Genomic DNA, 25,709 nt, shown 5'->3' with positions numbered 1-25,709 from the left:
CCCTCCGGCGCCCATCGCCTGCCTTGAGCAAGAAGGCTTTCACTAATCAGACCGCACTCTGGCAAGACCAATTCGAAAAAATCCAATTGGTCTTGCCAGCTATCCAGACTGGGGTGTAGCTTTCCCTGCCATGGATCTCACATAGGGCAGCGACCCTAGAACAACAACAAGAGAGAGCACCATGCTGGATACCCCATCGCCCCGCGGCGAAGGTGGCGGCCCCGTACCGGCTGCGCCCGCGCCCTGTCTGACGCTCGAAAACATCTCCAAGCGCTTTCCCGGCGTCGTGGCCCTCAACGATGTCAGCCTCAGCCTCTACCCGGGCGAAGTCCACGCCATCTGCGGCGAGAACGGCGCCGGCAAGTCCACCCTGATGAAGATCGTCAGCGGCCAGCAGCCGCCGGACGAGGGGCGGATCCGCTACCTGGGCGAAGAGCGGCAATTCAAGTCGGTATCGGAAGCCGAGCAGGTGGGCATCGCCATCATTCACCAGGAGCTCAACCTGGTACCCCACCTCACGGTGGCGGAAAACATCTTTCTGGCCCGCGAGCCGGTGCGCTTCGGCCTGATCGACAGACGCAAGATGCAGGCGGACACCGCAGCCTGCCTGGCGCGCCTGGGCGTGGCCATCAGCCCCCGCGCGCCGGTCTCCAAGCTGTCGGTGGCCCAGCAGCAGATGGTGGAGATCGCCAAGGCGCTGTCGCTGGACGCCCGGGTGCTCATCCTCGACGAACCGACCTCCTCCCTGACCGAAAGCGAGACCCAGGCGCTGTTCAAGGTCATCCAGGACCTCAAGGCGCGCGGCGTCGGCATGCTCTACATCTCGCACCGGCTGGACGAGATGCGCCACATCGTCGACCGGGTGACCATCCTGCGCGACGGTCGCTACGTCTCCACCCAGCGCTTCGCCGAGACCAGTGTCGACGCCATCGTAGCGGGCATGGTCGGGCGCTCCCTCGACGAGAAATTTCCGCCACGCACCGCCGTGCCCACCGGCGAGGTGCTGCTGCGGGCGCGGGGCCTGACCCGCAAGGGGGTCTTCCAGGACATCAGCTTCGAGCTGCGCCGCGGCGAGATCCTCGGCTTCGCCGGCCTCATGGGCGCCGGCCGCACCGAGATCGCCCGGGCGATCTTTGGCGCCGACCGGCTGGATGCCGGCGAGGTGGAGATCAACGGCCGCGCGGTCACCATCCGCAGTCCGCGCGACGGGATCGATGAAGGCATCGCCTACCTGTCCGAGGACCGCAAGAAGGATGGCCTGGCGGTCAAGATGACCCTGGCGCACAACCTGACCCTGGCCAATCTGGACGCCCTCTGCGGGCCGCTGGGGTTCATTCGCTTCGGCGAGGAGGCGCGGGTCGCCCAGGACTACGTGCGGCGGCTGGACATCCGCACGCCCTCGATCGACAAGGTCACCCGCTATCTCTCGGGCGGCAACCAGCAAAAGATCATCATCGGCAAATGGCTGTTCCGCGACGCCCGGATCATGTTCTTCGACGAGCCCACCCGGGGTATCGACGTCGGCGCCAAGTACGCCATCTACGAAATGATGGACCAGCTGGCGGCCCAGGGCATCGGCGTCGTCCTGATCAGTTCGGAGCTGCCGGAATTGCTCGGCATGAGCGATCGGATCCTGGTCTTTCACGAAGGTCGCCTGACCGGCGACGTCGAGACCCGGGCCACCTCCCAGGACCAGATCATGCACTACGCCTCCGGCTGCACGTCGCACTGACGGCAGCTCGCCCACGCGTGTCGAGCGAGACAGAGAAATGACCGAAAAACAAAAAGAATTCCTGCAGAAGTTTGGCGCCCTGGTCAGCCTGCTGGCGCTGATCGCGGTGTTTTCCTCCATGAGCAGCGCCTTCCTGACCATGGGCAATGGCATGAGCGTGGCCTTGCAGGTCACCTCCATCGCCTTTCTCGGCCTCGGCGCGACGGCGGTGATCATCACCGGCGGCATCGACCTCTCGGTGGGCTCGGTGCTAGCCCTGGCCGGCGTGGCCAACGCCATGGCGGTCAAGGCCGGCGCGTCCATCGAGGTGGGCATCCTGGTCGGCCTGATCGTCGGCGGGATCTGCGGGGCGATCAACGGGCTGTTCGTGACCCTGGTCAAGCTGCCGCCCTTCATCGCCACCCTGGGCATGATGCTGGTGGCCCGCGGCCTGGCGCTGCGACTGACCGATGCCCAGCCCATCTCCGGCCTCGGCGCCGCCTTCGGCACGCTCGGCAACGGCACCCTGGGGCGCATCGAACGCATCGGCGACGACGGCTTTCCCAACGTGATCTTTCCGGGCATCCCCTACCCGGTGATCATCATGATCGTGCTGGCCATCGCCCTGTGGCTGGTGCTCAGCCGCACCCGCCTGGGTCGCCACATCTATGCCGTGGGCTCGAACGCCGAGGCGGCCCGCCTCTCCGGGGTCAAGGTGCGCGCGGTCACCCTCTTCACCTATGTGCTGTCCGGCGTGCTGGCCGGCCTGACCGGCGCGGTGCTGATGTCACGCCTGGTCACCGCCCAGCCGAACGAAGGGGTGATGTACGAACTGGACGCCATCGCCAGCGCGGTGATCGGCGGCACCTCCCTTTCCGGTGGCATCGGCAGCGTGTCAGGCACCCTGATCGGCGCCTTCACCATTGGCGTCTTGCGCAACGGCCTAAACATGCTTGGCGTCTCCAGCTTCACCCAGCAGATCATCATCGGCCTGGTGATCCTGCTGACCGTCTGTATCGACCAGCTCCGCAACCGCAAGAAGTGAACCCTCGATAACAACAACAAGGAACGACCGATGAAAAACTTCAAGAAAGTGGTCCTGGGTGTCGCCCTCTCCGCCGCGACTTCCCTGGCGCTGGCCGGTAACGGCGAGATCGCCGTCATCGTCAAGAGTGCCAACTCCAACTACTGGCAGAACGTGCAGAAAGGCGTGCAGGAAACGGCCAAGCAGCACGCCAACTACAAGGTCACCTTCCAGGGACCGGCGTCGGAATCGGCGATCGCGGACGAGGTGAACATGGTGGTCAACGCGGTCAATCGCGGCGTCTCGGGCATCGTGCTGGCGCCGTCCGACCCCGATGCCCTGGTCCCGGCCATCAAGCAGGCCTGGGAAGCCCATATCCCGGTGGTGCTGATCGACTCCTCGGTGGCGGAAAGCGGCGCGCCCTACTACCAGTCCTTTCTCTCCACCGACAACAACAAAGCCGGCGAGCTGTCCGCCCAGCGCATGATCGAAAAGGTCGGCAAGACCGGCAAGATCGCCATCATGTCCTATGTGCCGGGCACCGGTTCGGAAGTGGGCCGGGTCGGCGGCTTCCGCAAGTACCTGGAGCAGCATTCGCAGCTGACCGTGGTGGGCCCCTTCTATTCCCAGTCGCAGATGGCCAACGCCCTCAACCAGACCACCGACGTGCTGGCCTCCAATCCCGACCTCAAGGGCATCTACGGCGCCAACGAACCCACCGCGGTCGGCATGGCGCGGGCCATCGCCCAGTCCGGCAAGGCCGGCAAGCTGCAGGCCATCGGCTTCGACGGCAACGAAGACCTGCAGGGCTTCGTCCGCGACGGCACCCTGGACGCCATCGTGGTGCAGAGTTCCTATCGCATGGGCCTGGAATCGGTCGCCACGGTGATCAAGGTCATCGAGAAGCAGAAGGTGCCCAAGTTCATCGACACCGGCGTCCTGCTCATCGACAAGGCCAACCTGGACAGCCCTGACGCACGCAACGTGCTCTATTGAGCGGAGGCCTGGCGATGAATCTCTCCGAACGGCGTCCCCTGGCGAAAAGCCCGCTGGCCCTGCCGGTGCTCGGGCTCGGTTGCTCCCAGCTGGGCGGGCTGTACCGGGACATGCCGCTGCAGCAGGCCGTCGACACCCTGGCCGGCGCCTGGCAGCAGGGCATCCGCTATTTCGACACGGCGCCCTTCTATGGCTATGGCCGCTCGGAGCATCGCCTCGGTGCCTTTCTCGACGAACAGCCACGGGATGACTTCGTGCTCAGCAGCAAGGTGGGCCGGCTGCTCGCGCCCAATGGCAGCGAGCGCGCCAACGGCGACGGCTGGGAACGGCCGCTGCCCTTCAAGCCGGTCTACGACTACCGCTACGACGCCATCCTGAGGTCCCACGAAGACAGCCTGCAGCGACTGGGGCTGGCGCGGATCGACATCCTCTATGTACACGACATCGGCCGCCGTACCCACGGCGAGCGGCACGACCTCCACTGGCAGGCGCTGACCCGGGGCGGCGGTTTCCGCGCCCTGGAAGAGCTGCGCAGCAGTGGCCAGATCCAGGCCATCGGCCTGGGCGTCAACGAATGGGAGGTGGTGGTCGACAGCCTCGAGGAGTGCCCGCTGGACTGCACCCTGCTGGCCGGTCGCTACACCCTGCTGGAACAGGAAAGCCTGAAACCCCTGCTCGATCGCTGCCGGGCCCAGGGCCACGCCATCGTCGCCGGCGGGGTCTTCAACTCCGGGATCCTCGCCGGTGGCCAGCACTTCGACTATGGCGCGGCGCCGCCGGCGGTGGTCGCCAAGGTGCGGGCGCTGCAGGAGGTCTGCCGCGACTTCGCGATCCCCCTGGCCGCCGCGGCCCTGCAATTTCCCCTGGCCCATCCGGCGGTCGCCTCGGCGGTCATCGGCGCACGCAGCGCCGAGCAGGTCGCCAACAACCTGGCCTGGCTGCAGACGCCCATTCCGGCGGAGTTCTGGAGCACCCTCAAGCAGCGCGGCCTGCTGGACGCCGACGCTCCCGTGGCGGGAGCCCCGGCATGAAGCCGCACCGCCCTTTCCACCCGCCTCTGTGGCGACGGACGCTCGCCGCCCTGAATCCAATGTGCATCCCGATGCGATGCGGAGTCTTCCTATGCTGACCGTCATCTGTGAAAAACCCGGCCTGCTGGTCTCGCGTGATACCCCCAAGCCCGCCCGTGGCGAAGGCGAAACCCTGATCCGCATCCGCCGGGTCGGCGTTTGCGGCACCGACCTGCACATCTACGAAGGCAACCAGCCCTATCTGGAATACCCACGGGTGATGGGCCACGAGATTTCCGGCGTCGTCGAGGAAACCGACGACAGCGGGCGCCTGCAGGCCGGGGATATCGTCTACGTGGTGCCCTATCTGTCCTGCGGCCAGTGCATCGCCTGCCGCCAGGGCAAGACCAACTGCTGCACCAGGATCGCGGTGCTGGGCGTGCATCGCGACGGCGCCCTCACCGAATACCTCAGCCTGCCCGACCGCTTCGTCTTCAAGGCCGAGGGCCTCAGCCTCGACCAGGCGGCCATGGTGGAATTTCTCGCCATCGGCGCCCATGCCGTGCGCCGCTCGGGCCTGGGCCAGGCCCAGCGCGTGCTGGTGGTGGGCGCCGGTCCGATCGGCATGGCCGCGGCCATCTTCGCCGGTATCGCCGGGGCCCAGGTTACCGTCCTCGACACCCGCACCGATCGCCTGGCGTTCTGTCGCCAGCATTTGAAGGTCGCCGCCACGGTCGCCGTCGGTGACGGCGACAAGGACGAACTGGCGCGGCTGACCGATGGCGACTTCTTCGATGTGGTGTTCGACGCCACCGGCAACGCCCGCGCCATCGAGCGGGGTTTCGAATTCGTCGCCCATGCCGGCAGCTATGTGCTGATCTCGGTGGTCAAGGACCACATCCGCTTCGCCGACCCCGAATTCCACAAGCGCGAGACCACCCTGCTCGGCAGTCGCAACGCCACCGCCGAGGACTTCCAGCACGTCGAGCGCTGCCTGCGCGAAGGCCTGATCCCGGACCAGGCGCTCAATACCCATCGCCTGCAACTGGCCGAGTTGCCCACCCGCTTCGCCGAGCTGCTGGACCCGGCCCGCGGCGTCGTCAAAGCCATCGTCGAAATCTAACGGGCCTGACCTGGCCGAGGAGCGAGACCATGACACGCTACTGCCTGTTGCTGGACCTACGGGACGACCCCGAACTCATCGCCGAATACGAACGCCAGCACGCGGCGGTCTGGCCCGAGGTCATCGCCCATCTGCGCGAAGCCGGCGTCGCCAACATGACCATTTGGCGCCTCGGCTGCCGCCTGACCATGCTGCTCGAGGCGGGGCCGGACTTCTCCTTCGCCCGCATGCAGGAGCTGGAACAGCGCAATCCGAAGGTCCAGGAATGGGAGACCCTGATGGCGCGCTATCAGCTGTCCTCGCCGGAGGCGGGATCGGAAAAGTGGCAGCTGGCGACCCCGCTGTTCGAGCTGGCGGCCCTGCCCTAGGTCGCTGGCGCCGATCCGGGTAGCCCATGAGATACTGAAGCCCTTGAAGATGCAGGTTTCATCGATGACGCTGCCCACTGCCACCACCGAAAGAAAGCTCTACCAGAAGATCGCGGACCGCCTGCGCCAGCACATCCGCGAGGGCGCCATCGAAGCCGGCACCCGCCTGCCCCCGGAGCGCGACCTGGCGCAGTTGCTGGGCGTCTCCCGGCCGTCGCTGCGCGAAGCCCTGATCGCCCTGGAAATCGAAGGCAGCATCGAGGTCCGCCAGGGCTCCGGCATCTATGTGAACGCGGCCCTGCTGAACAACGGCGCGCGGACCTCCACCCTCGGCGAGAGTCCTTCGGAGCTGATGCACGCCCGGGCGATCATCGAAGGCGCGGCCATCGTGCTGGCCTGCTCCCTGGGCGGTAAGGCCGACTATCGCTACCTGGCGAAGTGCATCCAGAACATGAGCGACAAGATCGCCCAGGGGCTGTCGCCCATGGAGGACGATCGCAAGTTCCACTGCCGCCTGGCCCGGATGAGCGGCAACTCCACGCTGGTGCGCATCATCACCTCGCTGTTCGACGAGCGCCACAGCCCCATCTCCACCCATGTCGCCGAGCAGACCGAAAGCCAGAAGACCTGGGGCGTCGCCGTGGCCGAGCACGAGGCCATCCTGCGCGCCGTGGAAGCCCGCGACCTGATCGGCGCCCAGACCGCCATGCGCCACCACCTGCTCTGCTCGGAAGCGCGCTGGCTGGAGGGGTTCGCGTCCAGCGAGGAGTGAGGCCACCTGGCCACCCTGCCCACAGTGACCCGCCCAGGCGACTTCATCACCCTTCGCGCGGAAATGGATTGCTTCGTCGCCTTCTCGTCCTGTCCCCAGGATATCGTCAGCATTCAGGGGGAAGGCGACAACACGCCCAAGGACGCCGAGCTGCGCATCCTCGACGACGCCTTTCCCCACATCCCGCTCCGCGGTCCCTGGGTACCTGCGCATCTGGCAGCACGATCGGGCTGAGCCGCCAGATGCGCCGGTGTCACCTCGGGTGACGCCGGTCGCTGCCAGGTGACTCTGCCCTGGTGCCTGAGGCCGCCCTTTAACACTTGTTTACAAGCGTTCAGGAAGTTTTACACGCGGCCCTTTATCGATCGATACCCTTGACCCCCGGCGATCATTCGCTGAATGCGTTTCGCGCAGAGGGTTATCGAGGTGAGGCACGTCCTGAAGAGCATCGGCGCTATCGCCATGATACTGGGCTTGGCAGCCGTCCTTCTGGGGTGGCTGATCGATCCCTCCCTTTCCCTGCAACGCGGCATCAAGTTCGCTTCGATAAAGCGCGAATTCCTGCAGACGGACCTCTTCCTCTGGGGCGCCCTGCTGTTCGCGGCAGGGTTCAATGGCTATGCGCTGCGCACCGATCCCTGAAACAGATCGTCGACGGCCGCCACTCGCCCTCATGACCAGGCGTAGCCAGGAGCGCCGACGATTGCCTTTTCGATCGGTTCACTGCAGGGTGATCCGCCCACGCTTACCGGGACGCCTGCCTTGACCCCTACCCTCCACATCGCCGCTGCCATCCTCCTGAACGACCGTCAGCAGGTGCTGCTGGTACGCAAGGGCGGTACCACCGCCTTCATGCAACCAGGCGGCAAGGTGGATCCGGGGGAGCAACCCTTGGAAGCCCTGATCCGCGAACTGCAGGAAGAGCTCGGTCTGGTCATCACCGCAGAGGCTGCGACCTTTCTCGGCAATCACCAGGCGCCCGCCGCCAACGAACCCGGGTTCAGGGTCGATTGCGCGCTGTATCAGGTCGCCCTGCGCGCGGGGGACCAGGCGGTGCCTGCCGCCGAGATCGAAGAGGCGGTATGGGTCGCAGTGGACGAACACGGCGATCTGCCGCTGGCGCCCCTGACTCGCGACGTGATCCTTCCCCTGCTGAGACGGCAACTGCTGACCTCTTAGCAAGGGGCCCTGCCCCCTCGGTCTCGGATGCAGCTGCCAGGCCGCTTGAAACTTCGGGTAGCCTGGCGCCGGCAAGCGTCAGACCCTGGGCAACGGCTGCCACCCCCCGGCCGTGCGCAGCTCGAGGCAGGCCGGCAGGCCATACAGACGCAGCAGGTGCAGCCAGCCGTTGCGCACCAGATCGCGCACGACGGCGTGGTTGGCGATCACCTGGTCGATCATGGCGCGCGGCGCCTCGATCACCACGTGCAGGCGTAGCGGCCGGTGCATCCATTGCTGGCCGTCGTGCAGCGACTGCCGCGCCAGACCGATGCGCAGGTCGCCGCCGTTACCTTCGAACACGCCGATATGGCCGCCCACCACGTTGTGCAGCAACTTGTTGCCGCTGCCGAAGCGCAGGTTGTCGGTGGTCGAGGTGAAATACTGCAGGTTGATCCAGTGCGCCACCACCATGGGCGCCGTCATGATCAGCTCCAGCACCTTGCCCTCCTGGTCCTGCCGCCAGTCGTAGTCGTGCAGGAAGGCGCGGCCCTCCAGGTCCACCGCGCGGGTGCGCGCCCGCGGTGCGGCGATGAAGGCGGCATTGCCGGCGAGGCCCCATTCCGGCCGGGTCTGCGCCCAGTCACGGGCCCGCCGGCGCAGCTGGCCGAGCAATCTTTCCGGCTGCGCCGGCAGCGGCGCCAGGCCCAGTTTGCCCGCCCGCTGCCGCCGCACCTCGGCGCTGGCGCTGTCCAGTGCCAGCCGCAGGCGCTGCCAGCTGGGCTGGAGCTCTGCCGGAAGCGACTCACACCCGAAGACCTGCACCTCATCCGTCGTGGTGTTGTGCAGCCCGGCCAGTACCTGGCAGTGCGGCGGCAGGTCGAGTCCGCGCACCCGCAGCCCGGCGCGCACCTGGGCATCGTTGAGCAGGCCGGCCAGCAGCCGCGCATTGATCTCGCCGCTCTGACCACAGCAGGCGCCGCAATCCAGACCCGCCGCCTGAGGGTTGTTGGCGCTCTGACTGCCATGGCCGAGCAGCACCAGCAGGGGTGGTACCGGTCCGTTCAGGCCCATGGCTTTGAGGATACGCTCGGCAAGGTCGACCCGCTGCAGCTGTGACATCTCCGGTAGCTGTGGTTGCAGCTGTTGCCGCTCATGGCGGCGCCAGGCGCTGAGTTCGGGCGAAGGCGCGCCACTGGCCAGGCCATAGGTCCGTCCCAACAGCGCCCCGGCATAGCCCAGCCCGACGCTTTCCACCAGGGTGAAGGTCGAGGCCGGCAGCCGCTCGAACAGCCGCCAGCGACCCAGCCGCGCCAGACGACCTTGACGCACCTGTGCCAATTGCCGATCCCGTACGGCATCGCCACTGCCCTCGCTGACCTGCAGTTGCGGCGCGAGCAGGCCCGGCAATTGCGGGCGCGTGGCACCGGTACCCAGCGGGGTAAAGGCGATGGGCAGCCCGAAGAAGCCGGCGAAACCGCCGGTTTCCAGGGCCGGGCAAGTCTGCTCCAGGGCGCGCCTGAGGGGCTCGGAGCGGACGTCGATACAGAAGAACAGCTTGGCCAGTGGCACCGGGGGCAAGGCCGCCGGTACGCTGTGGCACAGCGCCTGCTGCAGGTGCTCCTGCCAGGCCAGCTCGTCGGCGCGCTGCCACAGCTGCAGGGCCTGCCAATTGGCCGAAGGCATCCGCTGCAAGCCCTCCTCCCAAGCCGCCCGCCAGCACTGCCAGCGGCTATCGGCATCGCGCCGCCGATCATCCACCAGCCACTCCCAGGCCGCGCGGATGGCCAGCAACTCCAGCAGCGTGCGGTCGTCCTCTCCCTGCAGCCGGGCCTGCCAGTGCCGATAGGCGCACCAGGAGGCCCAGCCCAGGTTGCGCAGCAGCAGGCAGTCGAACCAGGCGGCCCAGTCTGATGCCGGCAGCCCCAGGTGGTCGACCGCCGCCTCCAGGGCCGCCTCGGGTAGTGCCGGCAATTCGGCGATCCGCTGGTGCAGCTCGCGACAACCGCTGAGTACGCTCAAGCCCCGGTCAGCCAGCAGGCTGGCGCGCCAGGTCTGATAGAGCCCGCCACCGTCTGACGGACGCCAATCCGCCTGTTCGTGATCGAACCAGGCCGCGCAACTCTGGCCGATCTGGTGGGTGATCAGTGCGGGCCAGCCCGGGAGCGGGATCCCTGGCTCGGCCAGATCTTCCAGCAACGGCAACCCTTGCCCGACCTCGGCGGGAGCGTCCAGCGCCTCCAGCAGCCAGGTCGGCTTGCAGGACGACCCCTGCTCGGCCAGCGCCTGCTGTAGATGACGCTCGGCGATACGCCCCTCCCGCCAGGCCTGGCGATAGTCGGCCGCTTCCAGGGTCAGGCGGCTGCCGGCCCGTTGCCAGAGTTGCGCGGCCACGGCCTGCCAGGCCTGGTCGCGCCGCTCCCACAGCGGGTTCACAGCGATCATGCGATCCAGCGGCCAGGTCGGTGCGATGCGCGCACAGGCCTGCCGGGCGGCCTCATGCAGGGCCTGGTGCTCAAGGCTGGGAAGTGTTTCGAGGACGGTCATGCGCGGTCTCCAAGGGTTGCGTTCAGCGGCTGGGGCGCACGCGCCGGCCACAGGCGAAAGGTCAGGCGGGTGAAGTGCTCGTCCAGGTAGAAGCCGGCAAAAGCCAGGGGGTAGAGCCGTTGCGCCAGGGCGCCGTGCGGTCGGGCCAGCAGCAGGCCCTGCACCAGGTAAAGTCCGACCAGCATGACCATCGCCACCACGGTCAACGGCAGCGGCGCCGTGGCGAGGTGCTGGTCGAGCAGCCAACCGGCCGCTTGGTGCCACAGCAGGTAAGCGCCCAGTAGCAGGCCGAACATGAGCAGGCCATGGGCGGGTTGGTCGCGGCGCAGGCACCAGGGCGCCAGGCCGATTGCCAATAGCGTCAGAGCCACCAGGGGCAGCTCATGGCTGGGCAGCAGCCAGCGCCAGAGTCCTTGCAACAGGAGCAGCGCCAGCGCGGCCGTGAGTAGCGCCCGCAGCAGGCCGCCCAGTTCGAGCGTGGGTGCCGGCGGCTGCAGGGCATGCTGGCGGGCGTGGGCTACCGTCTCGCCGGCGGCGAGGAAGGCATGGGCCTTGTAGAGCGAGTGGGCCAGCAGGTGTACCAGCGCCAGTTCGTACAGACCGAGCCCGCATTCCAGCAGCATCAGGCCCATCTGCGCGCAGGTCGACCAGGCCAGACGGACCTTGATGCTGATCCGGGTCATCATCACCAGCGCGGCCAGGACCGCGGTCAGGCCGCCAATCAGCACCAGCAGGCTCTGCGCCGGCACTGCGGCGGAAAACAGCGGGGCGAAGCGCAGCAGCACGAAGCCGCCCAGGTTGACCACCCCGGCATGCAGCAGGGCCGAGACCGGCGTGGGCGCCTCCATCACCTGGATCAGCCAGCCATGCACCGGCAACTGCGCAGACTTGAGGATCACCGTCAGCGCCAGCAGCAGCGCCGCGCCCTGCCATTCCCAGCCGAGCGGTCCCCCCGCCTGCACCTGGGCGGTCACGGCGGTGAGGATCAGCGAAATCTGGCTGCTCCCGCCGGCCTGCACCAGCAGCAGGGTCGCCAGCAGCAGACTGACATCGGCCAGGCGGCTGGCGAGGAATTTCTTGTGGGCTGCGACGACCGCCTGGGGGCGTTCGCGGTAGAAGGTCAGCAATAGATGCAGGCACAGACTGGACAGGATCCAGGCACCTGCCACCAGCACGAGGTTGCCGCTGGTGACCACTGTGGCCACCGCCGCCAGGGTGCCCAGCAGCGCGAGCACATAGCGCCGCTGCCCGGCCTCCCCCTCCAGATAGCGTCGGGAATACTCGATGATCACCAGCGCCAGCAGGCTAACCAGTCCGGCCATCGCCAGACCCAGGCGGTCGGGGTGCCGGGTGTCGTGGAGCGCCTGCAGCCAGGCCGCCAGCACCAGGAAGACGCCCAGATAACCCACGACCCGTGCGGGTAGCCAGAGTCGGCTGGGTGAAGCGAGGACGGCTGCGGGCAACAGCGCCAGGGCATAGACCCAGGGCAACAAGGGAGCCAGGGAAAACGGCAGGCTAGACATCGTGCACACTCCATGAACACCAGATACCGATAGTTTCAGGATGTGTACGAATTATTTAAAATAGATTGATCAGAACCTAACGTTCACTTTTGAAGAACGAAGCATGCGCCGGCTCAATTTTCATCACCTGCACTACTTCTGGGCCGTGGCCAAGGAAGGCAATCTCACCCGCGCCGCCGAGGCGCTGCATGTCTCCCAGTCCGCCCTCTCCACCCAGATCCGCGTGCTGGAGGATCAGCTCGGCCACCCCCTGTTCATCCGCTCCGGACGCAGCCTGCGGCTGACCGAAGCCGGGCAGCTGGTGCTGGACTACGCCGAGACCATCTTCGCCCTGGGCAGCGAGTTGCAGGACACCCTGCAAAACACCCAGGAAGCCAACCAGACGCTGCGCATCGGCTCCGTGGCGACCCTTTCGCGCAACTTCCAGGAAAACCTGCTGCGCCCCTTCCTCGGTCGTGAAGACCTGGTGCTGACCCTCGAATCCGGCAGCGTGGACGAGCTGCTGGAGCGCCTGGCGCTGCACAAGCTGGACGTGGTGCTGACCAACCAGGCGGTGAGCGCCGACAGCCAGCGCACCTGGCAATGCCGCCTGCTGCATCGCCAGCCGGTGTGCCTGATCGGCCCGCCGCGCCAGGACAGTCGCCCCTTCGATCTCCACCGCGACCTGCAACAGGCCCGCCTGATCGTGCCCGGTCGCAGCAGCGACGTGCGCAGCCAGTTCGACGTCTATTGCAGCGGCCAGGGGCTGACGCCCCGCATCTGCGCGGAGGTCGACGACATGGCGTTGCTGCGCCTGCTCGCCCGCGACTCCGGCGACATGGCCCTGCTGCCCGCCGTGGTGGTCCAGGACGAACTGCGCAGCGGCGCCCTGCAGCTCTACGCCGAAGTCCCCGAGATCGCCGAGCGCTTCTATGCGGTGACCCTGCAGCGGCAGTTCAGGCTGAGCATTCTGGAGGAGTTGCTGGGGCAGCCAGCGGTGCCGGATACCGCCTTAGCGCCATAGGCATTTTGATCCCGGTTAACGAGATCGCCGAGCGGTGACATTCGCTCGGCGTCACATGGAGTGCCCCGCTACCTCACCACGCCATTGGCCTTGAACAGCCAATCGAAGGCCTGGCCAAGACTCGGCGATGCCGTGTCGATAGGCGCGTGTGCCAGCTGCGCGGATGTCCGAGCGAATACCTCCCTCACCCCAGGCAGCACCGCCACCGGCAGCTCGGCGGCCCGCAGTTGGCGTTCGGCCTCTTCCACTTCCTTGAGACGGCGCGGGGCATGCACGACATGCGTCCTGATGAGGGCGCCGAGAAAGTCTCTTAATGAGGCCTGGTCGATATCGCTCAGGGCGTCATGAAGCTTTTCCGTGACACCCTGCTTCTCGGCCGCCATGAAGCACTCGATGGTCAAGGCTTCCAGTCCCTTGGTGAACACGCTGCGCAAGATCTTCAGGGCGGCTGCATCGCCCGCGGCGCCGCCCTCGACGGGCTTGAGCGGTGCCCCGGCTTCGGCAAAGAGGACGACCGCACGCTCCAGGCCGATACCGGCGGCCAGCAGATTGGTTTTCGCGTGCGTCAAGGCGATGGCCCCCAGGATGGCCACGTCCACATAGGGAATGGAGCGCTCGGCCGCAATGGCCGCGGCTCGTCTGATCTGCTCCGGATCCGCGGTGGTCATGTCGATGAACAGCGCACCCGTCCGCATAAGGGCGAGCGCCTGCTCGGCAACTGGCAGCGAGACAGTGCCGAATACGCAGGAGACGACGACATCGCAATTGGCTACCCCATCCTCCATCGAGGTGACGAGAGCCACGCCATGCTCTTTCGCGAAGGCCTGGGCCCTGGGTGAAGGCTTGAGGTCACACAAGAGGATTTCGTGGCCTGCCGCCGCCCAGGGGTGCGCGTAGGTAAGGCCCACTTCGCCTGCGCCGATAATCGCTAGTTTCATTTGCTTGTTCCGTAATCAGTGGGCCGCGTAGGCGCCCCGGTAGGTTCCCGCGGCAATCTGCGCGAGCATTTCCGCTTCCTTGCGCTCGGTCGCCAGGCAACGGTCGAGCAACTCCGCCGCCTGGGCCAGGGGAAAGGCGACGATGCCGTCATGGTCTCCCACGACGAGGTCTCCTGGTGAAACGATCATGTCGCCAATGCTCACCGGCACGTTGATCTCCCCCGGGCCGTTCTTGTAGGGGCCACGGTGATAGCCCCCGCGAGCGAAGATGGGGAAGCTGCCCTTGCTGATCGTCGCCAGGTCGCGAATCGCCCCATCGACAACGACGCCCGCGGCACCGCGTTTTTCCGCGATAGCCGCCATGATGTCGCCCATCAGGGCGCGACTCAGGTCGCCACCGCCATCGACCACCAGCACCTGGCCAGGGACGAGGAGCTCCAGCGCCTGGTGGATCGCCCGGTTGTCGCCGGCGGGTACTTTGACGGTGAGCGCAAGGCCGGCCATGGTGCCTTCGATCCGGTGGAAGGGCCGCAGCGGAGCGCCTGGAAGCCGGTCGAGACAGTCGCTGATGATCGAGGTGGAGGTGCGGGCGAAGGCTTCGACCAGCGAGGTCGGACTGGAAGCGTTGACGTTCATAAGGGCTCCTCTTGTTGGATAACGTCGAGGATAGGCCCGTGGCCAAATAGAAAAAGCGATATTAAGGTATGGCCATTCATGCCCTGGAGGAATGCCCGTGGTCACACTACGCCAGTTGCTGGCGCTGCACTGGATCGAACGTCTGGGTACCTTCGAAAGGGCCGCCGAGCATCTCAACACCACCCAGTCAGCCATCTCGAAACGGGTGCAGGAGCTGGAGTCCTCCACCGGCCTGCAGCTGTTCGATCGCTCGCAGCGGGGTGCCCGCTTCACCGCCGAGGGCGAGGAGCTGCTGGTCATTGCGCGCGAGATGCTCGATCTGAACGAGCGCATCACCTCGCTCAAGGACGGCAAGCACGTCACCACCCGCCGTCTGCGACTGGGCGTTACCGAACTTACCGCCTGGACCTGGCTACCGCGCCTGGTCACGCGCCTGGTCGCCGACTTCCCCGGGCTTACGGTGGAGCCGGAAGTCGACATGAGTCGCAATCTGCACGAGCGGCTGATGGACGATCTGGTCGACCTCATCGTGATACCGGACACCTTCACGGCGCCCGAGGTCACCAGCGTACCCCTCGCCACCGTGGAGAATGCCTGGATGGCCGCGCCGGGACTGGTCCGGAGTTCAGGCGTGGTGGGCCTGGCCGAGCTGGCCAAGTATCCCATGCTGATGCAGGGCAAGAAGTCAGGATCGGGCCTGTTCGTAAATCGCTGGCTGCATGCACGCGGAATAGAGCTGCCCAGGATCCTCTCCTCCGACAGCCTCACCGCCATGCTCGGTCTTGCTTCGGCGGGCCTGGGCGTCACCTACCTGCCACGCGAATGTTTCCGCCCGCTGGTGGACGAAGGCAAACTCGTCATCGTCGAGACCGATCCCGAGCTGCCACCGGTTCCCTACATGGCGATGTACCGCAATGATCGGCCCTCGACCTTCGTCGCCGAGATCGCCACGCTGGCGACGCAACTCTGCGACTTCACGAAACAGTTGCAGCGTTAGCCCGCTATCGCCAGACCGCCCTGCGGCTACCAGAGCGACAACGCAGCAGACGGCCGTGATCCTGGACCAAGGTTCCGCCCCCTAGTCAGCAGAGGCCTCGACCGGCGCGGTAGCCGGTTCGGAAATGGTCAGCACGAAGGCCAGCGCAGCCAAGGAGCAGACGCCGAGGAAGATGAACACCGCCGTCCAGCTGTAGCTATCCAGCAGGAAGCCGGTGATCAGCGGCGCCATGGCGCCCCCCGCCTGGCCCGCGCTGTTGACCACGGATGCAGCCACCGGATAGGTCGTTCTGGTCGTCAGTCCCATCGAATAGACCGAGAACGACGAGTAGCCGATATTGAGCAGAAAGCCGGTACCAAACAGCAACAGGCTGACCGCGAGCAGCCCGTTGGGTGCGTAAACCAGAGCGACCATCATCACGCAGGTCGCTACGGCGCTGATCATCATGGTCGGTTTGCGACGGCGGTCCAGGATTCGATCCGACAGCCAGCCGCCGACGATATTGCCGAGCACCCCGCCAACAAAGGGCAAGGACGCCACGAAGCCGACCTGCATCAGTTCGAAGTGCTTTACCTCGCCCAGGTACTTGGGGAGCCAGGCCAGGAGCACGTTCACCACTCCGGTCATCAGCAGGTAGCCCAATCCACAGCCCCAGATGTTCCAGGACCTGAACACGGAGCGGGACGTATCGAGGAGGAGGGTGCGCTCATAGCGCAGCGCGCGGTCGAGCCTGCCGAAATCCCGGTGCTTACGGACCGACTCGCTGTGCGCGGTCGTCTGGTCTTCGATGTGTTCGGCTTCGGCGTCACTCACCTGCTTGCAGGCTCTCGGATCATTGGGGACGAGCCACCACCACAGCAAGGCGAGCAGCACGCCTGGCAGGGCGAAGGCGATGAACATGGTGCGCCAGCCATCGAGCAGAATCAGCGCTGCCCCCAATGGCGGTGCTATCACCGCGCCCATCTTGGCGGCGGACAGGAAGGCGCCGGTAGCCGTGCCCTTTTCCCGCGGCGGAAACCAGCGGTTGATGGTGCTCAACATCGACAGGGGCAAGGCGGCTTCTGCGACGCCCAGCGCCGAGCGATAGATCTTGAGCATACCGATGCTGTGGGAGGTGCCGATCAGCAGCGTCACGAGCGACGTCAGGCCAATCGCCGCGGGGGCGACCACGCGCACGCTGACCTTACTCAGCAGGAAGCCCGCCGGTATCTGACCGAGCGAGTAGAACAGGAAGAAGGCACTGACCAGCAGACCCACTTCGGCATTGGTCGCGCCGAACTCCTTCTGGATATAGGGCAAGGCGATCCCGATATTGGCCCGATCGGCTGCGGCGAGCATGTACACGACCACGATGACCGCCAGTACCACCCAGCGATAGCGGGTCCTGGATCGCGTCTGTAGCGCTGCCCGTTCCGCCACTGCCGGTGCCGGCTTTGAAGCCAGGGATTCGGTCATGAGTCCTCCGATTTTTATGTTTATTAAAGGTGACGGAGGTTTTACGACGGTCCATTAATGGAAAAAAGCGATAAAGAGGCACAGGCATTCATTCCCCTTAGGAATGAGCAGCGCCCACAATCGGCGGGATAGCGATGCTTGAGCCCTTGGCAGTCGGCCTGCGAGTCGCGATCGCTGCACTCCCGGGCAGGAATAGGATGCGGAAACACGGATAACTGTCGGTCAGCCGGCGGGGCTGTGAATCCTGCCCCGGTTGATGGGCTGGCCCAACCACCCAGCACCCCAGGCGTGCCCTCCTCCCCCTCGCCCGCTACAATGCGCGCCTTGCCGTGCCACGCCTGATCGAGAAGAACCGCCATGTCCCTGCCCAAGCACCATCTGGAATTGCTCAGCCCTGCCCGCGATGTCGGTATCGCCCGGGAGGCCATCCTGCATGGGGCCGATGCCGTCTACATCGGCGGGCCGAGCTTTGGTGCGCGGCACAATGCCTGCAACGAGGTCAGCGAGATCGCCGAGCTGGTGAAGTTCGCCCGCCGCTACCATGCGCGGGTGTTCACCACCATCAACACCATCCTGCACGACGACGAGCTGGAGCCGGCGCGCACGCTGATCCACCAGCTGTACGACGCGGGCGTGGATGCGCTGATCGTGCAGGACCTGGGCGTGCTGGAACTGGACATCCCGCCGATCGAGCTGCATGCCAGCACCCAGACCGACATCCGCACCCTGGCGCGGGCCAAGTTTCTCGACCAGGCCGGCTTCTCCCAGCTGGTGCTGGCGCGCGAGCTGAATCTGCAGGAGATTTCGGCCATCGCCGCCGAGACCGACGCGGCCATCGAATTCTTCATCCATGGCGCCCTGTGCGTGGCCTTCTCCGGCCAGTGCAACATCTCCCACGCCCAGACCGGTCGCAGCGCCAACCGCGGCGACTGCTCCCAGGCCTGCCGCCTGCCCTACACCCTGAAGGATGACCAGGGTCGGGTGGTGGCCTTCGAGAAGCACCTGCTGTCGATGAAGGACAACAACCAGAGCGCCAACCTGCGCGCCCTGGTCGAGGCCGGCGTGCGCTCCTTCAAGATCGAGGGCCGCTACAAGGACATGGGCTATGTGAAGAACATCACCGCCTACTACCGCCAGCTGCTCGACGAGATCCTGGAAGACCGCACCGACCTGGCGCGCGCCTCCAGCGGTCGCACGGCGCACTTCTTCGTGCCCGATCCGGACAAGACCTTCCACCGCGGCAGCACCGACTATTTCGTCACCGACCGCAAGGTGGACATCGGCGCCTTCGACTCGCCGACCTTTACCGGTCTGCCAGTGGGTCAGGTGGAAAAGGTCGGCAAGCGCGACTTCATCGCCGTGACCGAGGAGCCGCTGTCCAACGGCGACGGCCTCAACGTGCTGGTCAAGCGCGAGGTGGTGGGCTTTCGCGCCAACGTCGCCGAGCTCAAGAGCGAATTCGAGGAGGACGGCCAGAAGCGCTATCGCTATCGCGTCGAACCCAACGAGATGCCCGAGGGGCTGTTCCGCCTGCGCCCGAATCATCCGCTGTCGCGGAACCTGGACCACAACTGGCAGCAGGCCCTGCTCAAGACCAGCGCCGAGCGCCGCATCGGCGTGCGCTGGCAGGCCGAGCTGCGCGAGCAGCGGCTACAGCTGACTGTCACCAGTGAGGAAGGCGTCAGTGTTTCGGTTGCCCTGGACGGTCCCTTCGGGGCGGCCAACAAGCCGGAGCAGGCGCTGGATGGCCTGCGTGATCTGCTGACCCAGCTGGGCACCACCGAATACCACGCCCTGGACGTGAGCCTGGACGCACCTCAGGCTTTCTTCGTGCCCAATTCGCAACTCAAGGCGCTGCGCCGCGAGGCCATCGAGCAGCTGACCGCTGCCCGCGTCGCCGCCCACCCGCGCGGCAGCCGCAAGGCCGAGAGCTGTCCCCCGCCGGTGTACCCCGAGTCGCACCTGTCGTTTCTCTACAACGTCTATAACCAGAAGGCCCGCGACTTCTATCATCGCCATGGCGTGCAACTGATCGACGCGGCCTACGAGGCCCATGAAGAGCCTGGCGAGGTGCCGGTGATGATCACCAAGCACTGCCTGCGCTTCTCCTTCAACCTCTGCCCCAAGCAGGCCAAGGGCGTCACCGGCGTGCGCACCAAGGTCGCGCCGATGCAACTGGTCCACGGCGACGAGGTGCTGACCCTGAAATTCGACTGCAAGCCCTGCGAGATGCATGTGGTGGGCAAGATGAAGGGCCACATCCTCGACCTGCCACTGCCGGGCAGCCAGGCCGCGGCCAAGGCGCTCGCCAGCATCAGCCCGGAAGACCTGCTCAAGACCATCCGCAACAAGCCGACCGGGTACAGTCACTGAGCCCTGAGGGGCTGACGTCGCTGCTGGCTAGCCAGCAGCGATCCGCCGGCTCGATTCGCTAGCGCTCGGCTGCCGCGGGTGCCTGCCGCGCCAGTCCGTTGTAGGCGTCGAGCATCCGCCCACACCAGGCCGTAATGGGGTCGTCCTGGGCCAGCAAGGGTTGGGTGCTGACGATCCGCGCCCACTGAAAGGCGCCGAAGACGATGTGATCGGCATAGGCCGGGGCCTCGCCGGCCAGGTAATCCTGCAGGGCCAGGGTGCTGCGCAGGGGCTTGAGGACCTCGCGAAAGGCCTGCAATGAGGCCTCGCGCTGTCCAGCCAGGGCCTCCAGCGAGACGCCAAACGCCGCTTCGCGGGTCCGCTTGAAATAGTCCTTATCGGCTTCATCCAGCACCGCATGGACATCGGGCAGGATCACCCGCGCCAGCGCCGGATGGACACTGTCCGCGACCCACTGGTTGATGAAGCGCGTCGTGGCCTTGAGCGAAGCATCGCCCAGTAGCGAGGGCCGCTCGGGGTATTGGCGATCCAGGTACTCGGCGATGGCCCAGCTGTCGCTCACCCACTGCTCGCCATCCACCAGCACCGGTACCTTGCCCTGCCCCGAAGCGGCGATGGCCTCCTTCTCGTGAAAGCGCCAGGCCACGGTCTCGACCGGCAGCCCCTTGTGCGCCAGCGCCAGGCGTATGCGCCAGCAATAGGGGCTGAAGCGGCAGCTGTCGTCGGCACCGGTCAGTTCGTACAGGCGTAGCGGAAGGGGCATCAGGAGGTTCCTCGTCGTTGTTCATCAGGTCATCTAGGAACGGCAGCCCGCAGGAAGGTCGGACCACCGCGGCGGCTCATCACACCTTGCTAAGACCACGCCTCGACAGTAAGTGTCCAGCGCGCATGGGTTCGCCGGGCCAAGAGCAACCACTCTCCGACAAGGGCTACTCGGGATGCATCACCGCGGAGATCGGACCCTCGAGATAAATGTCATGTCATGGCCTGAGCGCTGACCGCTCCGAGACGGCCTTCAGGCAGCGGGCCTGACCTTTCAGGGTATCCGGATAGCATCGTTCAGTGACGTTCGCCGCTCTATCCATTCGCCAGCCCAAGCTATCAAATCGACAGGTCATACCCGGCTATTTTCAATTACTTACCGGAAAAGTGACCTATTTCGCCGGGTACTGCCCTGCACAACGCCTCCCTACAATGGCCTCACAACAAGAAAAGCGCCAAGCGCATGAGGACCGAGCCATGTATCGCGACCACATCGTCAAACCACGTGCGACAGACAGCCTTCCCATTATGGCCATGGTAGCCGTCGCAGTCTTTCTCCTGGCCTGCGTCTATGGCGTCGGAGAGGGCGGTCTGGCCCGCCTCATGGGGCCGATCGTGCTCGACCTCGAAGCCCCGATGCTGCGCAACATCGCGGTCTCCGGGACCCTGACCCTAACCCTGATGCTGAACCTGTTCATCCTCGGCCGGTTTCCGCTGAAGGCTCAGGTCGTCACCGTCTGGTGCGAGTTGCTGCTGCTGTTCCTGCTGTTCTTCGATACCTTCGATCTGTCCTACAGCTTCATCTTCAGCAAAGTCGGCTTCATGATCACCCAGGGGGTTTTCACCACCGTCTACGTCTCGGCGCTTTCAATCGCCATCGCCTTCGTGCTGGCCTTGCTCGGCGCCACCGCGCGCCTTTCGGCCAATGGCTTCGCCGTCGCCATCGCGAGTTTCTACACCTCGTTCTTTCGCGGCGTACCTCTGCTGATCCAGATCTACCTGATCTACCTCGGCATTCCCCAACTAGGTTATGTCGTAGGCGCAGTGCCGGCGGGGGTGCTCGCTCTGTCGCTGTGCTATGGCGCCTACATGACCGAGATCTTTCGCGCCGGAATCAGCAGCATCCCGCGCGGGCAATGGGAGGCCTGCCGGGCAATCGGCCTTACTCCCTTCCAGGCCATGACCCGCGTGATCCTGCCGCAGTCGATGCGGCTCATCATTCCGCCGACCGGCAACCAGTTCATCTCGATGCTCAAGGACAGCTCTCTGGTATCGGTGATCGGGGTCTGGGAGCTGATGTTCCTGGCGCGTACTCAAGGGCGTGCGGAGTTCCGCCATCTGGAAATGCTGATCACGGCCGCGGTGCTCTATTGGGTGCTGTCGATCCTGCTCGAAACCGTGCAGGCCCGCCTTGAAAAGCGCTTTGACCGCGCCCACCGCTAACCTGGAGCATCCCATGCATCAGACCTCTGCTTCCTCCAACCTGAACGCGGCCGTCTCGGTACGCGATCTGCAGAAATGGTACGGCGACTTCCAGGTCCTCAAGGGGATCGACCTGCACGTCGGTAGCGGCGAGATCGTCGTGATCTGCGGTCCCTCCGGTTCGGGCAAGTCGACGCTGATCCGCTGCCTGAACCTGCTGGAAGACTTCCAGCGAGGCGAGATACGGATCGCCGGCCAGGTGCTGACCCGCGAAGCGGCCAGCGTGGCCAATATCCGCCGACAAGTCGGCATGGTGTTCCAGCAGTTCAATCTCTTCCCGCACCTGACGGTGCTGGAGAACCTGATGCTGGGGCCGCGACTGGTCGGCAGACTCGATCAGACCGAAGCCCGAAAACTTGCTCTGCAGTACCTGGCGCGGGTGCGGATCGCCAACCAGGCGGACAAGTATCCCGGCCAGCTATCCGGTGGTCAGCAGCAGCGGGTTGCCATTGCCCGTGCGCTGTGCATGAAGCCACGCATCATGCTCTTCGACGAACCGACCTCGGCGCTCGACCCGGAGATGGTCAAGGAAGTCCTGGATGTGATGGGCGAACTGGCTCAGGACGGCATCACCATGCTCTGCGTGACCCACGAGATGGGCTTCGCCCGCAAGGTCGCCGACCGGATCATCTTCATGGACCAGGGCCAGATCATCGAAGAGGCCCGTCCGGACGAATTCTTTGATAACCCACGCGAGCCACGGGCGCGCGAATTTCTCTCGCAGATCCTCAGTCACTGACCACAGCCGCTACACCCCTCACGACAACAACAAACGTGTATCCGGAGACATTCCATGACCCCAGCCGCTCGCCATCTCACCGCTCTCGCCGCCGCTGCCGCCCTGGGAGCCGCCATGCCCTCCGCCTGGGCCGGCGCGACCCTTGACCGCATTCACCAGACCAAGGTCATGAAAGTAGCCACCGCAGCAAATTGGCCACCGCAATCCTTTCTCGGCGAGGACAATCAGCTGCGCGGCTTCGACATCGACGTGGCGACCGAGATCGGGCGACGACTCGGGACCAAGGTGACCTTCGTGACACCCGAGTACGGCATCATCACCGCCGGTCGTTGGGCCAATCGCTGGGACCTCTCCGTCGGCTCCATGACGCCGACGACGGCCAGGGCGAGGGTGCTCGATTTCCCTGCCGTCTACTACTACACGCCCTATGTGTTCGCGGTGCACAAGGACGCCGCCAAGACGACAGTATCCGAGCTGAATGGCAAGAAAATCGGGGTGGAGGCCGGTACCACTTCAGAGGATTACATCAACAGGCGTCTGAAGATCGATGCCGCCGATGTACCCGCGTTCACCTACGAGGTGGAGCCTGGCGAAGTCCTGACCTATGGCGACAGTATGGGTCCGCTCGACGACCTGCGCATGGGCAACGGCACTCGGCTGGACGCCACCCTGTCTGCGCTACCGACCGTATTGGACGCTATCAAGGCCGGTTACCCCATCACCGCCGTGTCGGGTAAACCGGCCTACTACGAACCCCTTGCCATCGCGGTCGACAAGGGCGACGAAGCCTTCAACGCGGAGTTGGCCAAGACCGTCACCGATATGAAAGCCGACGGCACGCTCAAGCAACTCTCGCAGAAATGGTACGGCACTGACCTCACCCTGATTCAGTAACCATCGTTCCAGACGCCCGTGCCCGTCATGCGGCGGGTGTGAGGACCACTGCTGCCCGAAAAAGGACACCCACTGATGGCTGCCTACAGCAACAACTACTACACAGGAACCATGCGTGCGACCACTCAACGTGCGCCTTTGCTAGGCAATTTAGTGGCGGACGTCTGCGTCATCGGTGGCGGCCTGGCCGGTTTGAGTACGGCCCAGGAGCTGTCAGCACGTGGCCGTTCAGTGGTCTTGCTGGAAGCGAATCGCGTGGCTTGGGGAGCCTCCGGCCGCAACGGCGGATTTGTGCTGCAGGGCTGGTCGGAAGGTCTGTCCGCAATCGAACGGCGCTGCGGTCGTCAGACCGCAGCCGCCTTGTTCAGGCTATCGCTGGAAGGTGTCGACATCGTCCGTGACACCATCGCTCGCCATCAGTTGCCCGGGTGTGCGCCCACGTCCGGCAAGCTCAGCGTGGTGCGCTACGATGATGGCATCAATCTGCAACGGACCCGCGATCGCATGGCGCGGGACTTCGATTTCGAACTGGAGTATCTGGACACCGAGCAGATCCGTAAGCGTCTGAAGACAGATCGCTATTTTCAGGCGCTGCGCGACACCCATGGCTTTCACTTCCACCCCTTGAACTACTGCCTGGGCCTGGCGGAACTATTCGAGGCCGGCGGCGGCGTGATCCACGAGCGCACGGCAATGCGCGAGGTGGTGAGCCAGGCGGACCGGCACCGGGTCACGACCGACCAGGGTTCGGTGACCTGCCGCGACGTGGTCTACTGCTGCGGAGGCTATGGCGGTACGGAGTTCGGACGACTCCGCCGCGCCTTTCTGCCGATTGCCACCTATGTGGTGCTGACCGAGCCTCTGGGCGAGCGGCTCGCGAATGCCGTGACCACCACGGATGCGGTCGGTGACAATCGACGCGCCTCGGACTACTACCGCATCGTCGACGGCGATCGTCTGCTTTGGGGCGGACACATCACCACCCACAACCTGCAGGACGAGCAGCGGCTGGGGCAGTTGCTCACCCGCGACATTCTCGCAGTCTATCCGCAGCTGCAGGGCTTGAAGATCGCCAAAGCCTGGTCCGGACTGATGGGCTATGCGCGCCACAAAATGCCGCACATCGGTCGCCTGGCGCCAGGGGTATGGACCTGTACTTCATTTGGGGGCCATGGTATGAACACCGCACCGATCGGGGGCCGCGTCATAGCAGAAGCCATCTGTGGGGAGACGGATCGTTATCGGCTGTTCTCCGCCTATGGCCTCGAATGGAACGGCGGTCCCGTCGGGCCAGCGGCCGCGCAGACGGTCTATGCCTATCTCAAGCTGATGGACAAATTCCAGGAAGCCCGGGCGCACGGACACCGCTGAGCCGAGGAAAAGGTCATGGATGCACGCAACACCGGAGCGCTGTTTCAACTAACGGAGAAGGATCGGCAGCTATTGGCTCTATTGCAGGCCAATGCCCGCGAGCCCACTGCGGCCCTGGCGCGCAAGCTTGGAGTCTCGCGCTCCGCCGTACAGGAGCGGATCACCCGCCTGGAGCGGGCCGGTGTGATCACCGGCTACAGCGTTCGCATCGATCAGGATCGCCTGCAGCAGGTGATCAACTGCTTCACCATGACCTCCTGTACCAACAAGAGCTACACGGATGTCATGACGCACCTGCGCAACATGGACTCGGTACAGGCGGTGTACGCCGTGTCGGGTGAATCCGATTTCATCATCCATCTCGCCACTCACACGCTTGGCGAGCTGAATGCGGAGCTGACCCGCATCAACATGATCAAGGGTGTCGCCCACACGGCCTCGCACATCGTGATGGAAACCAAGTTCAGCCGGAAACTGACGGTCTGAGCGAGCATTATCGCGCCAGAGCGCAGTCTCGATAGCAACTGCCTCACCCATAGCTCATGTGCTGCTTCGCTGCAGTGCAGCAACCAACGGCAGTCCTAAGCTCGTCTCCCCCGACAGCCGTCCACCCGTGATCTCGATGACCTCCCGCATCCTGGCTCTGAGGAAAGTTGTGCTCGCCGGCCGGACTCTCCGTCTGGCTGGCGAAAGTCGCTAGCCAGGCGACTATCGCAGAACTCCTTTGTCGAGCCGCGCTCCCGTCCCGCCTATCGGCTACAGTTCAGCCAACCCTTCGGCTGCCGCGAACGCCAGGCGCCGGAAAACCCGCGCGCGAGAAGGCGCGC

24 protein-coding genes are annotated in these 25,709 nt (G+C 65.3%); 18 read left to right on the top strand and 6 right to left on the bottom strand.

All coding sequences use genetic code 11. The annotated features are described in order from the left end of the window. Positions 1-181 precede the first annotated feature (181 nt). From ACZ5R1_RS09615 to ACZ5R1_RS09570, 10 genes are all read left to right on the top strand, one after another. Positions 182-1,732, top strand: a complete 1,551-nt coding sequence (locus ACZ5R1_RS09615) for a sugar ABC transporter ATP-binding protein (protein ID WP_464713101.1) — start codon at positions 182-184, stop codon at positions 1,730-1,732. 37 nt (positions 1,733-1,769) lie between these two features. Next, a complete protein-coding gene (locus ACZ5R1_RS09610; protein ID WP_027599698.1) occupies positions 1,770-2,756 on the top strand; it encodes an ABC transporter permease in 987 nt (328 codons plus the stop codon). A 30-nt stretch (positions 2,757-2,786) separates the two neighbouring features. Further along, complete coding sequence (locus tag ACZ5R1_RS09605; RefSeq protein ID WP_027599699.1) at positions 2,787-3,731, top strand: ABC transporter substrate-binding protein; 945 nt, start codon at positions 2,787-2,789, stop codon at positions 3,729-3,731. A gap of 14 nt (positions 3,732-3,745) precedes the next feature. Beyond that, positions 3,746-4,762 (top strand): aldo/keto reductase, encoded by a 1,017-nt coding sequence (locus ACZ5R1_RS09600; protein ID WP_284670741.1) that lies wholly within the window; start codon positions 3,746-3,748, stop codon positions 4,760-4,762. A gap of 91 nt (positions 4,763-4,853) precedes the next feature. Beyond that, positions 4,854-5,864: a zinc-binding alcohol dehydrogenase family protein gene (locus ACZ5R1_RS09595; protein WP_464713100.1), complete on the top strand. Its 1,011-nt coding sequence runs from the start codon at positions 4,854-4,856 to the stop codon at positions 5,862-5,864. A 29-nt stretch (positions 5,865-5,893) separates the two neighbouring features. Beyond that, entirely contained in the window at positions 5,894-6,232 is a 339-nt protein-coding gene (locus tag ACZ5R1_RS09590) for an L-rhamnose mutarotase (RefSeq protein ID WP_027602017.1), read from the top strand. A 64-nt stretch (positions 6,233-6,296) separates the two neighbouring features. Beyond that, positions 6,297-7,004, top strand: a complete 708-nt coding sequence (locus ACZ5R1_RS09585) for a FadR/GntR family transcriptional regulator (RefSeq protein ID WP_027599703.1) — start codon at positions 6,297-6,299, stop codon at positions 7,002-7,004. A 63-nt stretch (positions 7,005-7,067) separates the two neighbouring features. After that, a complete protein-coding gene (locus tag ACZ5R1_RS09580; protein ID WP_222126851.1) occupies positions 7,068-7,238 on the top strand; it encodes a hypothetical protein in 171 nt (56 codons plus the stop codon). Positions 7,239-7,478: 240 nt separating this feature from the next. Beyond that, the gene (locus tag ACZ5R1_RS09575) at positions 7,479-7,646 is read left to right on the top strand and encodes a hypothetical protein (RefSeq protein ID WP_244898816.1); all 168 of its coding nucleotides are present in this window, start codon (positions 7,479-7,481) and stop codon (positions 7,644-7,646) included. A 120-nt stretch (positions 7,647-7,766) separates the two neighbouring features. Further along, positions 7,767-8,183, top strand: a complete 417-nt coding sequence (locus ACZ5R1_RS09570) for an NUDIX hydrolase (protein ID WP_464713099.1) — start codon at positions 7,767-7,769, stop codon at positions 8,181-8,183. A gap of 78 nt (positions 8,184-8,261) precedes the next feature. Here ACZ5R1_RS09570 and ACZ5R1_RS09565 read toward each other — a convergent pair whose 3' ends face one another. Continuing rightward, the gene (locus ACZ5R1_RS09565; protein WP_464713098.1) at positions 8,262-10,709 is read right to left on the bottom strand and encodes a YbcC family protein; all 2,448 of its coding nucleotides are present in this window, start codon (positions 10,707-10,709) and stop codon (positions 8,262-8,264) included. Next, positions 10,706-12,232 carry an NADH-quinone oxidoreductase subunit L gene (locus tag ACZ5R1_RS09560; RefSeq protein ID WP_464713097.1) on the bottom strand — a complete coding sequence of 509 codons (1,527 nt, stop codon included), beginning with the start codon at positions 12,230-12,232 and terminating at the stop codon, positions 10,706-10,708. The genes ACZ5R1_RS09565 and ACZ5R1_RS09560 overlap by 4 nt, the downstream gene beginning before the upstream one ends. A gap of 103 nt (positions 12,233-12,335) precedes the next feature. On the opposite strand from ACZ5R1_RS09560, the gene ACZ5R1_RS09555 reads away from it, so the two are divergent. Next, entirely contained in the window at positions 12,336-13,235 is a 900-nt protein-coding gene (locus ACZ5R1_RS09555; protein ID WP_027602005.1) for a LysR family transcriptional regulator, read from the top strand. A 68-nt stretch (positions 13,236-13,303) separates the two neighbouring features. Here the strand turns inward: ACZ5R1_RS09555 and ACZ5R1_RS09550 are convergent, their stop codons facing one another. Both ACZ5R1_RS09550 and ACZ5R1_RS09545 read right to left on the bottom strand, forming a co-directional pair. Continuing rightward, on the bottom strand, positions 13,304-14,173 hold the full coding sequence (locus tag ACZ5R1_RS09550; RefSeq protein WP_144959073.1) for an NAD(P)-dependent oxidoreductase: 870 nt from the start codon (positions 14,171-14,173) through the stop codon (positions 13,304-13,306). A gap of 15 nt (positions 14,174-14,188) precedes the next feature. Continuing rightward, complete coding sequence (locus ACZ5R1_RS09545; protein WP_027599711.1) at positions 14,189-14,809, bottom strand: RraA family protein; 621 nt, start codon at positions 14,807-14,809, stop codon at positions 14,189-14,191. 97 nt (positions 14,810-14,906) lie between these two features. Here ACZ5R1_RS09545 and ACZ5R1_RS09540 point away from each other — a divergent pair, with 97 nt between their 5' ends. Further along, complete coding sequence (locus tag ACZ5R1_RS09540) at positions 14,907-15,806, top strand: LysR family transcriptional regulator (protein WP_027602003.1); 900 nt, start codon at positions 14,907-14,909, stop codon at positions 15,804-15,806. An 81-nt stretch (positions 15,807-15,887) separates the two neighbouring features. Here ACZ5R1_RS09540 and ACZ5R1_RS09535 read toward each other — a convergent pair whose 3' ends face one another. Further along, positions 15,888-17,261: an MFS transporter gene (locus ACZ5R1_RS09535; RefSeq protein ID WP_464713096.1), complete on the bottom strand. Its 1,374-nt coding sequence runs from the start codon at positions 17,259-17,261 to the stop codon at positions 15,888-15,890. Between the two features lie 357 nt (positions 17,262-17,618). Here ACZ5R1_RS09535 and ACZ5R1_RS09530 point away from each other — a divergent pair, with 357 nt between their 5' ends. Further along, positions 17,619-19,634, top strand: a complete 2,016-nt coding sequence (locus tag ACZ5R1_RS09530) for a peptidase U32 family protein (protein WP_144959077.1) — start codon at positions 17,619-17,621, stop codon at positions 19,632-19,634. A gap of 58 nt (positions 19,635-19,692) precedes the next feature. Here ACZ5R1_RS09530 and ACZ5R1_RS09525 read toward each other — a convergent pair whose 3' ends face one another. Then, the gene (locus tag ACZ5R1_RS09525; RefSeq protein WP_144959079.1) at positions 19,693-20,397 is read right to left on the bottom strand and encodes a glutathione S-transferase family protein; all 705 of its coding nucleotides are present in this window, start codon (positions 20,395-20,397) and stop codon (positions 19,693-19,695) included. Between the two features lie 476 nt (positions 20,398-20,873). Here ACZ5R1_RS09525 and ACZ5R1_RS09520 point away from each other — a divergent pair, with 476 nt between their 5' ends. From ACZ5R1_RS09520 to ACZ5R1_RS09500, 5 genes are all read left to right on the top strand, one after another. Continuing rightward, on the top strand, positions 20,874-21,839 hold the full coding sequence (locus ACZ5R1_RS09520; protein WP_464713095.1) for an amino acid ABC transporter permease: 966 nt from the start codon (positions 20,874-20,876) through the stop codon (positions 21,837-21,839). Between the two features lie 13 nt (positions 21,840-21,852). Next, entirely contained in the window at positions 21,853-22,617 is a 765-nt protein-coding gene (locus tag ACZ5R1_RS09515; protein WP_044342828.1) for an amino acid ABC transporter ATP-binding protein, read from the top strand. Positions 22,618-22,671: 54 nt separating this feature from the next. Then, positions 22,672-23,511, top strand: a complete 840-nt coding sequence (locus ACZ5R1_RS09510) for a transporter substrate-binding domain-containing protein (protein ID WP_464713094.1) — start codon at positions 22,672-22,674, stop codon at positions 23,509-23,511. Between the two features lie 75 nt (positions 23,512-23,586). Further along, positions 23,587-24,882: an NAD(P)/FAD-dependent oxidoreductase gene (locus ACZ5R1_RS09505; protein ID WP_144953389.1), complete on the top strand. Its 1,296-nt coding sequence runs from the start codon at positions 23,587-23,589 to the stop codon at positions 24,880-24,882. Between the two features lie 15 nt (positions 24,883-24,897). Further along, positions 24,898-25,368, top strand: coding sequence for an Lrp/AsnC family transcriptional regulator (locus tag ACZ5R1_RS09500; protein ID WP_044342831.1), 471 nt, complete (start codon positions 24,898-24,900; stop codon positions 25,366-25,368). Positions 25,369-25,709 lie beyond the last annotated feature (341 nt).

The sequence above is a fragment of the Pseudomonas sp. Pso3 genome, assembly GCF_055393275.1.
The sequence above is the reverse complement of the archived record's forward strand: the minus strand, read 5'-3'. Positions and strand labels throughout refer to the sequence as shown.

Bases quoted from the DNA above. Each gene is read 5' to 3' on its own strand.
- ACZ5R1_RS09615 (WP_464713101.1), top strand. From the start codon at position 182: ATGCTGGATACCCCATCGCCCCGCGGCGAAGGTGGCGGCCCCGTACCG.
- ACZ5R1_RS09610 (WP_027599698.1), top strand. From the start codon at position 1,770: ATGACCGAAAAACAAAAAGAATTCCTGCAGAAGTTTGGCGCCCTGGTC.
- ACZ5R1_RS09605 (WP_027599699.1), top strand. From the start codon at position 2,787: ATGAAAAACTTCAAGAAAGTGGTCCTGGGTGTCGCCCTCTCCGCCGCG.
- ACZ5R1_RS09600 (WP_284670741.1), top strand. From the start codon at position 3,746: ATGAATCTCTCCGAACGGCGTCCCCTGGCGAAAAGCCCGCTGGCCCTG.
- ACZ5R1_RS09595 (WP_464713100.1), top strand. From the start codon at position 4,854: ATGCTGACCGTCATCTGTGAAAAACCCGGCCTGCTGGTCTCGCGTGAT.
- ACZ5R1_RS09590 (WP_027602017.1), top strand. From the start codon at position 5,894: ATGACACGCTACTGCCTGTTGCTGGACCTACGGGACGACCCCGAACTC.
- ACZ5R1_RS09585 (WP_027599703.1), top strand. From the start codon at position 6,297: ATGACGCTGCCCACTGCCACCACCGAAAGAAAGCTCTACCAGAAGATC.
- ACZ5R1_RS09580 (WP_222126851.1), top strand. From the start codon at position 7,068: ATGGATTGCTTCGTCGCCTTCTCGTCCTGTCCCCAGGATATCGTCAGC.
- ACZ5R1_RS09565 (WP_464713098.1), bottom strand. From the start codon at position 10,709: ATGACCGTCCTCGAAACACTTCCCAGCCTTGAGCACCAGGCCCTGCAT.
- ACZ5R1_RS09560 (WP_464713097.1), bottom strand. From the start codon at position 12,232: ATGTCTAGCCTGCCGTTTTCCCTGGCTCCCTTGTTGCCCTGGGTCTAT.
- ACZ5R1_RS09555 (WP_027602005.1), top strand. From the start codon at position 12,336: ATGCGCCGGCTCAATTTTCATCACCTGCACTACTTCTGGGCCGTGGCC.
- ACZ5R1_RS09550 (WP_144959073.1), bottom strand. From the start codon at position 14,173: ATGAAACTAGCGATTATCGGCGCAGGCGAAGTGGGCCTTACCTACGCG.
- ACZ5R1_RS09545 (WP_027599711.1), bottom strand. From the start codon at position 14,809: ATGAACGTCAACGCTTCCAGTCCGACCTCGCTGGTCGAAGCCTTCGCC.
- ACZ5R1_RS09535 (WP_464713096.1), bottom strand. From the start codon at position 17,261: ATGACCGAATCCCTGGCTTCAAAGCCGGCACCGGCAGTGGCGGAACGG.
- ACZ5R1_RS09530 (WP_144959077.1), top strand. From the start codon at position 17,619: ATGTCCCTGCCCAAGCACCATCTGGAATTGCTCAGCCCTGCCCGCGAT.
- ACZ5R1_RS09525 (WP_144959079.1), bottom strand. From the start codon at position 20,397: ATGCCCCTTCCGCTACGCCTGTACGAACTGACCGGTGCCGACGACAGC.
- ACZ5R1_RS09520 (WP_464713095.1), top strand. From the start codon at position 20,874: ATGTATCGCGACCACATCGTCAAACCACGTGCGACAGACAGCCTTCCC.
- ACZ5R1_RS09515 (WP_044342828.1), top strand. From the start codon at position 21,853: ATGCATCAGACCTCTGCTTCCTCCAACCTGAACGCGGCCGTCTCGGTA.
- ACZ5R1_RS09510 (WP_464713094.1), top strand. From the start codon at position 22,672: ATGACCCCAGCCGCTCGCCATCTCACCGCTCTCGCCGCCGCTGCCGCC.
- ACZ5R1_RS09505 (WP_144953389.1), top strand. From the start codon at position 23,587: ATGGCTGCCTACAGCAACAACTACTACACAGGAACCATGCGTGCGACC.
- ACZ5R1_RS09500 (WP_044342831.1), top strand. From the start codon at position 24,898: ATGGATGCACGCAACACCGGAGCGCTGTTTCAACTAACGGAGAAGGAT.